Origin of the sequence: Paenibacillus sp. EKM206P, assembly GCF_011066155.1 — a bacterium.
GTDB classification, from domain to species: domain Bacteria; phylum Bacillota; class Bacilli; order Paenibacillales; family Paenibacillaceae; genus Paenibacillus; species Paenibacillus polymyxa_D.
Window position 1 is genome coordinate 1 of record NZ_JAAMNQ010000003.1, and the last position, 15,240, is coordinate 15,240.

Consider the following 15,240-nt stretch of genomic DNA (forward strand, 5'->3'; position numbering starts at 1 on the left):
GTACCGGATCAAGAAATAACCGTACAGGGGATGAGGGAACACTTGTCAAAAGAGCTCCCGGACTACATGATCCCTTCTTACTTTATGCAGATGGAAAAGCTGCCATTGACCCCTAATGGAAAAATAGACAGGAAAGCATTGCCCGAGCCTGACGGAAGTATGAGTACGGGAACAGAATATGTAGCGCCGCGGAATGAAGTGGAAGAGAAACTGGTTGAAATATGGCAGGAAGTGCTTGGAGCAAAACAGGTAGGAATAAGGGACAACTTCTTTAAAATAGGCGGAGATTCTATACGTGCAATATCATTAGTCAGCACAATATGCAAAAAGTTGGATATAAACATCCAAATCAGGGATATATACATGAATCCTGATATTGAGAGATTGTCTGCATTCTTAAAAGTAAAAGATACGGAAGCTTTTAACAGTAAGATGGGTAAAGCAAGGGAAGAACTGGAGTTATTTAAACAGCGAATATTGATGAATGAAACTCTCTCAGAAAAGTTACCTTCGGACATGGAAGATATATATCCGATGAGTCACATAGAGCTGGGTATGATTTATCATTCCAAAAAAGACTATGAAAATGCAGTTTATCATGACCAATTTGCATTTCATCTGAATGACAAAGACTTTGATTTCCCAGCATTTAAAGAAGCGATGCTTCTAATGACGTCAAAACATGATATTCTAAGGACGGTTTTTAATTTAGAGGATTTTGAAACTCCTGTGCAAATTGTTTACAAGGGCAGTAGTCTTGATATTGAGCAGATAGATATCATGAATTTTAGCAGGACAGGGCAGGTTGAGTATATAAACAAATATTTGGAAAATGACAGAGCGAATCCGTTTGATATATCAAAGCCCCTTTGGAGGATAAGAATATTCAAACTTGACGCAAACCATATTTGTCTGGTTCTGATATTCCACCATGCTATCCTGGATGGCTGGAGTGTTGCTTCATTGATTACGGAAGTTTCAAACCTATACTCTAAGCTTAAGCAAGAAAAAGATTATATACCAACACGGCTTAAATGCAGCTATAAAGATTATATAGCAGACCAAATGACAATTAAGGACAACCAGGAAGTAATTAATTATTGGAGAGAGGAATTAAGTGAATATAAAAGGTTGAATATGCCTGCAAATATTCATGGAAAAACAAAAAAATCTTATAAAGTAGACCATGTAACACGTCATTTAAGTCAGGAATTTTTAGGTGATTTAAGAAGTACTGCCAGAAGATATGATGTAAGCTTAAAGACACTTTGCTTTGCTGCATACACTTATATGCTCAATATGCTTTCATACGAGGATGACTTTGTCGTAGGTTTGGTAGAAAATAACAGACCTGTATGCGAAGATGGAGATAAGATGCTGGGGTGCTTCTTAAATACGGTTCCCGTCAAAATGTATTTTGATAAAATCGATATATGGGAGGAATTGATAAAAGTTGCAGAAAAGAAATTAATAAACTTAAAGCTTTATGGAAGACTGCCTTTATTTGAGATCATAAATATCCTGGGCGGAAAAGAAAACAAAGAGGAAAATCCTTTATTTGATACCATATTCAATTATGTGGATTTTCATATATATAACGAGATAATAAACAAAGAAATCGGTGATGTTAAAGATAGAATTTCAGTTGATGAATATGAAGCAACCAATACAAGTCTTGACTTTACAGTAAGTAATACATTCGATGATCTTAATATAAGCTTGATCTACTCGGACAAAGTATTGGAAAGAAAACAGGCAGAAGAGTGTATAGACTATTTTATTAATATTTTAAATATGTTTATCCATAACCCCAAAGGGTCAGTTGACAAGCTTATTATATTAAGTCATGAAGAAAGAAAGCAGTTGCTGATAGACTTTAATGATACTAAGAAAGACTATCCGCAGGACAAAACCATACATGAGCTGTTTGCTGAGCAGGTGGAAAGGACACCTGACAACATAGCTGTGGTATATGAAGACAAGCACTTGACTTACAGGGAATTGAACGGAAAGGCAAATCATTTGGCCAGAGTATTGAGGAACAAAGGGGTAAAGCCTGACCGTATTGTAGGAATTATGGCCGAACGTTCATTTGAGATGATTGTGGGGATATTTGCCATATTGAAAGCTGGAGGGGCGTATCTGCCGATAGATCCTAATTATCCTGATACAAGGATAAAGTATTTGTTGGACGATAGTGGTTCCCAGATCCTTTTGACCTCCAGGACCTTTATGGAAAATAAGCAGATTGATGCGGATATTATATATCTGGAGGAAGAATATTTAAATGAAGAGAACTCAAAGCTTGAAAATGTAAACAAACCCTCGGACCTTGCGTACGTCATTTATACATCAGGTTCGACAGGGAAGCCCAAAGGTGGAATGATTGAGCATACTAGCGTTGTAAACATAATTACAGCCCTCCAGGCCATGTATCCGCTTAAAGCGGAAGACGCTTTTCTATTTAAAACAACTTATACCTTTGACGTATCCGTAGCTGAGATATTTGGCTGGTTCCTCAACGGAGGAAAGCTTGTAATATCACGCCAAGGTGTGGAAAAGGAAGCTATGGAGTTAGTAGAGGTAATAAACAAGCATAAGATAACCCATGTAAACTTTGTACCATCAATGCTGAATATAATGGTACAAACTTTAAAAGATAATGGTATAAAACTGCCATCAACTCTCAGGTATATTTTTGCTGCTGGAGAAGCGCTGCCCAAAAAGCTTGTCCATGAGCTTTTCGATGTCTCAGAGAACACATCTCTGGAAAATATCTATGGGCCTACAGAGTCCACGATATATGCAGCGGGTTACAGTATAACAAAGAAAATAGCAGAAGAACTTATAACAGTACCTATAGGGAAAGCTTTACAGAATGTATACCTTTATATACTGGACAAGCACAACCAATTAACTCCTGTAGGAGTGGCCGGTGAACTTGTGATAGGTGGAAGCGGTCTTGCAAGGGGCTATTTGAATAGACCTGAACTGACAGCAGAAAAATTTGTACCTAACCCGTTTATTCCCGGCGAAAAAGTGTACCGCACAGGGGACTTAGTAAGGCGGCTTCCTGATGGGAACATCGAATTCATGGGCAGGATCGACCACCAGGTAAAGATAAGAGGCTTTAGAATAGAGCTTGGAGAAATTGAAGCACATCTGGTGAAGCACACTGCTATTAAGGAAGCAGTGGTTATTGCAAAGGAAGAGCAGCAAGGGAAGAAGTACCTGTGTGCATATATTGTAGGGGAAAATGAATTGACCATTTCCGAGCTAAGGGAGCATCTCTTAAACGAACTACCTGACTACATGGTACCAGCATATTTCATGCAGCTGGAACAGATGCCATTTAATGCCAACGGTAAAATTGATCGGAAAGCATTGCCTGAACCACAGGGGAATATTAATACCGGAGTAGAGCATGTAGTTCCTAGAAACGAAAGAGAAGAAATACTGGCCAAAGTATGGGAAGACGTACTAAAAACTGAAAACATCGGGGTAAAAGATAATTTCTTCAGCCTTGGAGGAGACTCAATAAAAGCCATACAGGTAATGTCGCGTCTTAACGTCCATGGGCTAAAGCTCGAAATGCGGGACTTATTCAAACATCCTGTAATTGAGGAACTCGTCGAATATATACAATCTACAAGCCGAAGAATTCATCAAGGCCCGGTAGAAGGCATAGTACCGATAACACCTATACAAAGATGGTTGTATAAACAAGACAGCAAGGATATCCATCATTTTAATCAGGAAATAATGATATATGGGCGTAACGGATTTGAAGAAGCTATTATTCGAAAAGTATTGTCAAAGCTTGTAGAGCACCACGATATTTTTAGAACAGTGGTAAAAATAGAGGATCAAAATATACTCCAATACAACAAAAACCTTGAAGGTGAACATTTTTCATTGGAAATTGTAGACCTTAGGGACAGCTATAATTACCGGGAAAAAATAGAGCTGGAAGCGTCGAGGATTCAGAGGAGCATGGACTTGTATAACGGTCCTTTAGTTAAGGTTGGTCTGTTTAAGACTAAAGAAGGGGACCACCTGCTAATAGCTATTCACCACCTTGTAGTTGATGGGGTATCGTGGAGAATCATACTGGAAGATTTGGACATAGGATACAGACAGGCGCTAAACAATGATGAAATAAAATTCAGCAACAAGACCGACTCTTTCAAAGATTGGGCACAGAGGCTTGATGAGTATGCCAATAGCCCTGAACTATTAAAAGAAATAAATTACTGGACCAATTTGGAAAAAACTGAAACAATACCGCTTCCAAAAGACCGAGAGATTGAAGAAAGAAGGTATATGAATAACAATAGCGTCAAGATCGAGCTGAGTATTGAAGAGACTGAGAAGATGCTAAAGCGGGTAAACCATGCTTATAACACAGAAGTAAACGACATATTGCTTACCGCCTTGGGATTAGCAGTGAGGGAATGGACCGGAAATGATAAGGTTCTGATCAGTCTGGAGGGGCACGGCAGGGAGGAAATCATTAAAGACATTGACATAAGCAGGACCGTGGGATGGTTCACCACCCAGTATCCCGTGGTGTTAGATGTCAGCGGACAACTCGATATTTCCCGCATGATCAAATCGGTAAAAGAAAACATCAGGCAGATACCTAACAAAGGGATAGGTTACGGCATACTAAAATATCTTACCTTGCCGGAAAACAAAGCCGATTTAAATTTTAATCTAAACCCTGAAATAAGCTTCAATTACCTCGGTCAATTCAACCAGGATAATGTAGACAATTTATTTGGAGTGTCTGATATTCCTGCCGGAGAGTCTACAGGACCAAACTATAAAAGTGAGTATTGTATTGATATTAACGGCGGAACTGTAGAAGGCGGGAAGCTGGAATTAAACTTTAGCTACAACCAGGGCGAGTATGAGAAGAGTACTATTGAAGGGGTAGCGGTGAGTTTTAAAAAGCATTTAGTAAACATAATAACCCATTGTGCAGAAATGGACTATTCAGAAGCTACACTCAGTGATTTTACAGTAGACGATCTGAATATGGATGAGTTTGAAGACGTATTGAATAACTTCGAATAAAAAGAGTTTGTATTTAAGGAGGAGTACTTATGAGTGATTTGAAGAAACAAAACATAAAAGATATGTACCGGCTCACTCCTATGCAGCAAGGGATATTGTACCACTATATGATGGATAAAAATTCAGACGCCTACTTTGAGCAGATATCACTTTCTATAAAAGGCATCCTGGACATTGATTGTGTTGAAAAGAGCGTTAATATCATTATTGAAAAGTATGACGCTTTGAGAACAATTTTTTTGTATGAAAATGTAGCCAAGCCCTTACAAGTAGTCATGAAGGAAAGAAAGCTGTCTGTCAGCTATGAGGATATTACCTCCCTTGCCGAAGAACTAAGGGATAGGTATATAGAAGAATACAGGGTTAAAGACAGAAAAAAGGGCTTTGACTTATCAAGGGATATTTTAACAAGATTAAGTGTAATTAAAACAGGCTACCAATCTTATAACATGGTATGGAGCTTTCATCACATCATTATTGATGGGTGGAGTCTCGCAAATATATTTAGAGAATTTATGGAAAACTATGAAGCCCTGATGAATAGCCGGGAGCCGGAGTCAGGAAAGGTATATCCTTACAGCCGCTATATCAAATGGTTGGAAGGCAGAAATCAGAACGAGGCCGCAGATTACTGGGAAACCTATCTTAAAGGTTACGAGCATCAGACAGTCCTTCCCCAAAACGGCAAGTCTGCAAGTGATGATTTCAGGATTGAAGAAACGGAGTTTAAAATATCTGAACAAATAACTAGCGATCTTGAGAAGTTTGCAGCCAAAAACAATACAACCATGAGTACCATTATAAAGACCATATGGGGGATATTATTACAGCGGTATAACAATACCGATGATGTGGTGTTTGGTGAGGTGGTATCGGGAAGGCCTCATGAAATACAGGGAATTGAGAGCATGGTGGGTTTATTTATAAATACCGTTGCAGTAAGGGTGAGTTGTGATGAGGATAAAACTTTTACCGAACTGATCAAAGAGATGCAGCAATCGGTGCTTGAATCTGACCGGTACAGTTTCTATCCTCTGGCGGATGTGCAGTCAAAAACATGCTTGAAAGATGCCTTGATACATCATGTTATGGCTTTTGAAAATTACCCTATGGATGAAGCGGTTAATGCTTCATCCAGTAATGGCATTTTAAATGTAGTTGGAATGGAAATATTCGAGCAGACGAATTATGATTTTGGGATACTCGTTGATGGCGGTAAGGAATTATCTATTAAATTCAGTTACAACTCACTGGTATATGATGGTAATTTCATAGAAAAAATCAAGGGACATTTTCAGTCGGTAATAGAAATTGTAACCGATAGTCCCGATATGCATATTAGGAATATTGATATACTCACCGAAGTGGAAAAGAAAGAAATAGTACACTGCTTCAATAATACAACGGAGGAATACCACAGGGAAAAGACCATTCACCAACTATTTGAGGAACAAGCGGTGAAGACACCTGACAATGCGGCAGTGGTGTTTGAGGGTAAGCAGCTAACCTATAGGGAACTCAATGAGAAGTCAAATCAGCTTGCAAGAGTGTTGAGGGATAAGGGAGTTAAACCAGACAGCATAGTGGGTATTATGGTAGAACGCTCACTGGAGATGGTCATAGGTATATTTGGCATACTTAAAGCCGGAGGGGCATATATGCCTATAGATCCTGACTACCCTAAGGCAAGAATCGAATATTTACTCGAGGACAGCGAGATAGGGGGGCTGATTTCCCAAAAGCAATTCCTGGAGAAAGTGGAGTTTTACGGGAAGTATATAGACATAGAAGATGAAAGCCTTTATGCCGGAAACCCTATGAACCTGGAAGTGGTATGTTCACCGCAAAATTTGGCATATATCATTTATACATCTGGGTCTACAGGAAAACCTAAAGGGGTTATGGTAGAACATAAAGGGGTAGCAAATCTGGAGGCGTTTTTCAAGACCCGCTTAAATGTAAGTGAAAGCGATAGGATTATTCAATTTGCATCAATTTCATTCGACGCTGCAGTTTGGGAAATATTTATGGGACTATTGGCAGGAGCAACACTATATATATCTTCAAGCGATATTATCAATGACTATCGAAGATTTGAAGAATACCTAAATGAAAATGAGATAACTATTGCTACTTTACCACCTCCGTATCTGGCAAATCTGGACCCGGAAAAAGTAACTTCCTTAAAGAAGGTAATTGCAGCAGGTTCGGCTTCCACTCCCGAACTTTTAAAGAAATGGAGCAACAGGATTTCATATATAAATGCTTATGGACCTACTGAGACAACCGTATGTGCAACGGTATGGAAAGCAGATGATTGTGAGACGGCCGATAAGTCGGTACCTATTGGTAAACCTATTACCAATACCCGGGTGTTTATAGTTGATGAAAACAATAATCTTAAGCCCATAGGTGTTGAGGGTGAACTCTGTGTTTCCGGGGCAGGATTGGCGAGAGGATACTTGAAAAAACCGGAACTTACCAGGGAAAAGTTTGTACCGAACCCATTTATGCCTGGAGAACTGATGTATAAAACAGGAGATCTTGCAAAGTGGCTTCCTGACGGGAATATTGCATTTGCCGGCAGAAAAGACCACCAGGTTAAAATAAGAGGGTATAGAATCGAGCTTGAGGAAATAGAAGCAGCCCTTTTGAAGCATGCTGATATAAATGAGGCGGTGGTCATTGACCGGGAGGATTCAAGTGTAGGCAGGTATCTTTGCGCTTATATAGTGTCTGACCGAGAAGTGACAGTGACCGAAATAAGGGAGCTTATATCTAAAGAGCTGCCCGATTATATGATTCCATCCTATTTTATGAGGATAGCAAAAGTACCGTTAACCATAAATGGAAAATTGGACAGAAAGGCGCTGCCGCTGCCTGATGGAAGAATAAATACAGGAACAGAGTATGCAGCGCCTTCAGGTGAAGTGGAGGAAAGGCTTGCGCTGCTGTGGCAGGACATCCTTGGAATAGAGAAGGTAGGAAGAAATGATAACTTCTTTATGCTCGGAGGACACTCGTTAAAGGCAACAAGCCTTGTAGCAAGAATTCACAAAGAGTTCAATGTAGACATACCTCTTAAGGAAATATTCAAGACACCAACCATCTTAGAAATTGCCAGCTACATTGAAGACTCAAAGGAGAGCCTATATCAGTCCATTCAACGTGCTGGGGATATGGAATATTATCCCATGTCATCCGCCCAGAAAAGACTATATATATTAAACCAGCTTGAAGGAGCTGGAATCGCCTACAATATACCTGGCATAATATTGCTGGAAGGTACTGTTGATAAAGCACGTTTTGAGCAGGCTTTTCATAGTCTGATAGAAAGGCATGAGAGCTTTCGAACCTCCTTCCATATGATCGAGGAAGAGCTGTCTCAGAAAGTCCATGACAAGGCGGACCTAAGTATCATGTACCTGGAAACCAGTGAAGAGAAGGTTCCCGAAATAGTGGAGAAATTCATAAGGCCCTTTGACCTTGGAAAGGCTCCACTATTAAGAGTTGGACTTGTAAAGATTGGAGAAGCCAGACATATTATGGTGTTTGACATGCATCATATCATATCGGATGGAGTGTCCAACGACATACTGGTAAGAGAGTTTATAAGCTTATATGAAGGGAAAATACTTCCTCCACTGCGTATACAGTACAAGGACTACTCAGTTTGGCAGAGGGAATTGTTTGCAGGAGCTGCCATAAGTAAGCAGGAGGAATTCTGGCTCCAGACCTTTCAGGGAGAGATCCCTGTGCTGGATTTATCCACCGACTACCCAAGACCCGCAGTACAAAGCTTTGAAGGAGACTACATCAGCTTTGAAGCTGATAGCGAGCTTGCGGTTAGACTTAACAAGCTTGGATCAGACAATGGAGCTACATTATATATGACGCTTCTTGCTGCATACAATGTGCTGTTATCTAGATACACTGGACAGGAAGATATTATTGTGGGAAGTCCTATAGCTGGAAGGCCTCATGCTGACCTTCAAGACATCATAGGTATGTTTGTAAACACTCTGGCCATGAGAAATCACCCGCAAGGAGAAAAGACTTTTATTGAATTCTTGAAAGAAGTTAAAGAAAATGCTTTGAAAGCATACGACAATCAGGACTATCAGTTTGAAGAATTAGTGGATAAGCTGGACATAAGGAGGGATATGAGCAGGAATCCCCTCTTTGATACCATGTTTGCCATATACAATGTTGGAAAAGCAGAGCTCATAACGTCTGATCTAAGCTTCAAGCCGTACAACAAACGGATAGAAGGCAGAATATCAAAATTTGACATCACCTTAAATGCATTTGAGACTGAGGATGGTATAGCCTTTGAACTCGAATACTGTACAAGACTGTTTAAGAAAGAAACAGTTGAAAGACTTGGGGCTCATTACATCAATTTGCTGGAAGAAATTGCAGCATACCCCGAAAAAAGGCTTTATGAAATCGAAATGTTATCACAGGAAGAAAAACAGCAAGTATTATACAGCTTTAACGATACTGCTCTCGAATATCCCCTGGATAAAACCATACACCAAATGTTTGAGGAGCAAGTGAAAAAGACTCCTGATCATATTGCAGTGGTTTTTGAAGGTAAACAATTAACCTACCGAGAACTGAATCAAAAGGCAAACCAATTGGCCAGGGCATTAAGAGAAAAGGGAGTAAAGCCTGATGATATTGTAGGCATAATGGTGGACCGCTCGCCTGAAATGGTTATAGGTATAATGTCAGTAATCAAGGCTGGGGGGGCGTACCTTCCTGTAGATCCTAATTATCCATTGGAAAGAAAAAGGTATATGATGGAGGACAGCAAGGCCAAAATTTTACTCACCCAAAATCATCTTATGGATCGTGATGATTTCGATGGTGAGATTATTGATTTATCTGATTATGATTATAATTTTATAAACGATGTGAATATAAAATGTATAAATAAGCCTGGTGATACAGCGTACATCATCTATACCTCTGGCTCAACGGGAAACCCTAAAGGTGTTTGCATTGATAATAAGAGTGTATTAAACCTGGTAGAGGGTCTGTTCCAGAGAATATATAGCAAATATGAATCACCGTTGAATGTTTGCCTCATTGCCCCTTATGTTTTTGATGCTTCGGTGCAGCAGATTTTCGCAGCACTGCTAATGGGGCATGCATTGTACATTGTACCGGAGGAAGCAAGGAAAGACGGTAAAAAGCTGCTGGACTTCTATAGTGAAAATAGGATTGATATTTCGGATGGAACGCCCATACACGTAAATATGATGTTAAATTCTCCTCCTATAGATAATAACCTAAAAGTGAGACATTTTATTATAGGCGGAGATGTTCTTCCATTTGATGCAGTAAAAGACTTCCTAAGCAGATTTGAGGATGTGCAACCTTGCATCACAAATGTTTATGGTCCTACCGAATGCTGTGTGGATTCTACGGAATATTTGATTACTGCGGCGGGGCTTAGTAGATTGGATAATATCCCCATAGGCCGTCCTTTGCCAAACACCAGAGCATTCATACTTGGTAAGAAATTAGAAGTAAATCCTATAGGTATCGCTGGGGAATTATATATATCTGGGGATGGTCTTGCCAAAGGCTATTTAAACAAGACGGGGCTTACTGCAGAAAGATTTGTATCTAACCCGTTTATAAAGGGAGAAAGAATGTATCGTACTGGGGACTTGGCAAGATGGCTGCCTGACGGGAATATAGAATTTTTAGGCAGGATGGACCACCAGGTAAAGATAAGGGGATTTAGAATAGAACTTGGAGAAATAGAGGCTCAGCTATTAAGACATGCTTCAATAAAAGAAGCTGTGGTTATTGTAAAGGAAGACCAACAGAAGAACAAGGATCTGTGTGCATATTTCGTTGGGGAAAATGAACTGACAATAACTGAACTAAGGGAATGCCTTTCAAAAGAATTGCCCGAGTATATGATCCCGGCATACTTCATGCAGCTGGATGAAATGCCTTTGACAGCCAATGGTAAGATAGACCGGAAGAACTTGCCCCACCCTGCTGCTCATTTAAATACTGGAGTAGAGTATGAAGCACCTTCAGGTGAAGTGGAAGAGAAGCTTGTACAATTGTGGCAGGATATCCTGGGGATTGAGAAAATAGGGAGAAATGATAATTTCTTTGTGCTTGGGGGGCACTCATTAAAAGCAATAAACTTTGCAGCCAAAATTCACAAAGAGTTCAATGTAAATATATCTCTTAAGGAGATATTCAAGCTGCCGACAATTGCAGAAATTGCCAAGTACATCCAGGAAGCCCAAGAGAGTATTTATCAATCTATCCAGCCCACTGGAGAAATGGAATACTATCCTATGTCGTCTTCCCAAAGAAGGCTGTATATATTAAATCAGCTTGAAGGAGCAAGGGTGGTATACAATATGCCAGAGTTTATGTTGTTAGAAGGCAGTATTGATATAGAACGTTTTGAGAAAGCCTTAGATCAGCTGGTAAAAAGGCATGAGGCTTTCCGGACCTCCTTCCATATGGTAGATGGTGAACCGGTGCAGAAGGTCCATGATGAGGTGGAATTTAGTATCATGTACATGGAAACCGGCGAAGAAAAAGCCTCAGAAGCAGCAAATGAATTCATAAGGCCATTTGACCTTGGCAAGGCTCCTTTACTAAGAGCAGGGCTCGTAAAAATTAGAGAAGACAGGCATGTCATGATGCTTGATAAACACCATATCATATCTGACGGGGTGTCGGATGAAATACTGGTAAGAGAATTCATAAGCTTGTATGAAGGAATGAATCTTCCAGCACTTCAGATTCAGTACAAGGACTATTCCGTATGGCAGAATAAATTGTTTGCTGACGGCACAATCAGTAAACAAGAAGAATACTGGCTCCAGGCATTTAGGGGAGAAATACCAGTACTTGATATGCCGGTAGACTACCCAAGGCCGGCTATACAGAGTTTTGAAGGCGATATGGTCAGTTTTGAAACAGGCCGGGAACTTGCACATAAACTGAACAAGCTTGCCGTGGATCATGGAGCAACACTGTATATGGTGCTTCTAGCTTCATACAATGTGCTTCTTTTCAAATACACCGGACAGGAAGATGTCGTAATTGGAAGCCCTATAGCAGGAAGGCCACATACAGATTTGCAGGACATCATAGGCATGTTTGTCAATACCCTAGCTATGAGGAATTACCCTCAAGGTAAAAAGAATTTCAGCGAGTTTTTGATGGTAGTAAAAGAAAACGCTCTAAGGGCTTATGAAAACCAGGATTACCCATTTGAGGAACTTGTGGAGAAGCTTAGCATTAAGCGGGATTTGAGCAGAAATCCGCTGTTTGATACTATGTTTGTCTTGCAAAATAAAGAGGCATCAGAATTTAAGATGAATGGGCTAAGGTTCATGCCCTATGATAATGAGTTCAGGGCGTCCAAATTTGATTTGACCCTAAACGCCCAAGAGACCCAGAATAATATTGTATTTGGGTTAAAGTATGCTACTCGTCTGTTTAAGAAAGAGACAATAGAAAAACTTGGGGTCCATTTCATCAATGTACTGGAAGAGATCACAGCTTACCCCGAAAAGATGCTGTCCGAAATAAATATACTATCTCAGGATGAAAAACAGCAAATACTAAATAGTTTTAATGATACAAAGGCAGAATACCCTAGGGATAAGACTCTACATGAGCTGTTCCAAGACCAAGTGGAAAGGACACCTGATAATGTAGCTGTAGTGTTTGAGGACAAGCAATTAACCTACAGGCAGCTCAATGAAAAGGCAAATCAGCTTGCCAGAGCACTAAGAAGTAATGGTGTAAAGCAAAACAGCATAGTTGGAATAATGGTAGAAAGATCCGTAGATATGCAGGTTGGAATACTGGGAATTTTAAAAGCAGGAGGTGTATATTTACCAATTTCAACCAAACTTCCTGAACTAAGAATAAAAAAAATACTGGAAGATAGTAATGCAACTATGCTGTTGACGCAATCACATTTAGCGGATAAAGCAGAGTTTTACGGTAATATATTACTGCTTGATTCCCCTGAAATATACATTGGAAGTGCTGAAAACCTTGATAAAATAAATAAACCAGAGGACTTAGCTTATATCATTTATACATCGGGATCTACTGGAGTTCCGAAGGGTTCAATGATAGAGCATCGAAGTGTAGTTAACTTGGTTTATGGACTAAGAAAGCTTGTCTATGAAAATTATGATAATTATTTAAATGTTGCCCTTGTGTCCCCTTACTTTTTTGACGCATCTGTAAAACAAATATTTGCGGCTTCTCTCCTTGGCCATACGCTGTTTATAGTTCCTGAGGATACAAGGCTAGATGGTGAGGGCCTTCTAAAGTACTATAACAGGAATTCAATTGTTGTTTCAGACGGAACACCAGCACATATAAAGCTTTTAACAGATACTGCCAGTCCTGGCGAAAGTCTTTCAGTTATGCAGTTTATTATCGGAGGGGAAGAACTTTCATGTAAAGGTATACAAGGTTTCTATGATCGGTTTAAAGATAATAACCCTACTATAACAAACGTTTATGGTCCAACAGAATGCTGCGTAGATTCAACTTATTACCATTTAAGCCGTGAGAAGGTGAGAAATCTAACAAGTATACCTATAGGTATGCCATTGCAGAATTATAAGATATATATACTTAATGAAGACATGAATATCTTACCGGTTAATACAACTGGTGAAATATATATATCTGGAGATGGGCTGGCAAAAGGCTATTTGAACAAACTTGAATTGACTACGGAAAAATTTGTAGCTAATCCTTTCAGCTCTGGAGAAAGAATGTATCGTACCGGTGATCTTGGAAGGTGGCTTCCTGACGGAAACATCGAATTTATAGGCAGAGTAGACCATCAGGTAAAGATTAGGGGCTTTAGGATAGAGCTTGGGGAAATAGAAGTGCAGCTATTAAAGCATCCTTCAATAAAAGAAGCTGCGGTAATTGCAAAGACAGACCAGGAGGGCAACAAGTATTTGTGTGCTTATATAGCAGGGGAAAGTGAATTTACAATATCAGATTTAAGGGCGCTTCTCTTAAAAGAACTTCCCGATTACATGATACCACAATACTTTGTTCAGCTGGAAAAGCTGCCTTTGACAGCCAATGGCAAAATAGATCGGAATAATTTACCCCAAAATGACGGTACTTTAGCTACATCAGTAGAGTATGTAGAGCCTTGCGGTGAAGTTGAGGAGAAGCTTGCACTGCTGTGGCATGATGCCCTTGGAGTACAAAAAATTGGTGTGAATGATAACTTCTTTGAACTGGGAGGATACTCACTGAAGGCAATATCCCTTATAAGCAGAATTTATGAACAGTTAAATGTTGAGGTACCACTAAAAGACTTTTATATGGCCCCAACCATAAAGGAAATTGCCCGTTTTATACACAATACGTACGCCAATGATTATATTACACCAAGTCCGGCAATTCATTTTAATTCAGCAATGGAGAGTCTTATGTTTGCATTCCCTCCAGGAGGAGGAAATGGAATAGCTTATGGTAGTTTATCAAAACAAATGAATGCTTATTCCATATATTCCTTTGACTTTATAGAAAATGAGAGCAGGATGGAGGAGTATGTGAAGGCAATTACTTCTGTCAAACCCGAGGGCCCATATATTCTATTTGGTTACTCGGCAGGAGGTAATCTAGCATTTGAAGTTGCTAAAGTATTAATTGAAACTGGACATCATGTATCCGATATAATCTTTCTGGATTCGGCTAAATCATTTGTCCTTATTGAGGAAGAAAGCGAAGATGCTAAGAAACTTGCTGAGCAACAGGATAAAGAATTTATAGAAGAAAATGAGAAACTTATAAAAGGCATGTTTGGAGATAACCAGGCAGTTATTGAAAAGGCCATTGAAAGAATGAGAAATTATCATAAATACACTAGAAGTGTTATAAACTCGGGACAGATAAACTCCAATATCCATCTTATTATATCACAGCAGCAAGACAATGAAGGTGAAGCTGATTTATGTGAAGGATGGAGAGAGGCAACAACGGGAGAGTTCAAAGTATATAACGGATTTGGCAGTCATTTTGATATGTTAAGTACAGGATATATAGATAAAAATGCGGCTATTATTAAAGAAATATTGGAAGAGATCAACCAATAGTTCAGATATAAGGGGTAGATAT

2 protein-coding genes are annotated in these 15,240 nt (G+C 39.5%); both read left to right on the forward strand.

Annotated features, from left to right (window positions below; translation table 11 throughout):
* Window positions 1-42: 42 nt before the first annotated feature.
* Window positions 43-5,079, forward strand: coding sequence for a non-ribosomal peptide synthetase (locus G9G53_RS06805; protein WP_165146409.1), 5,037 nt, complete (start codon window positions 43-45; stop codon window positions 5,077-5,079).
* 29 nt (window positions 5,080-5,108) lie between these two features.
* Window positions 5,109-15,218: a non-ribosomal peptide synthetase gene (locus G9G53_RS06810; RefSeq protein ID WP_165146412.1), complete on the forward strand. Its 10,110-nt coding sequence runs from the start codon at window positions 5,109-5,111 to the stop codon at window positions 15,216-15,218.
* The last annotated feature ends 22 nt before the right edge of the window (window positions 15,219-15,240 follow it).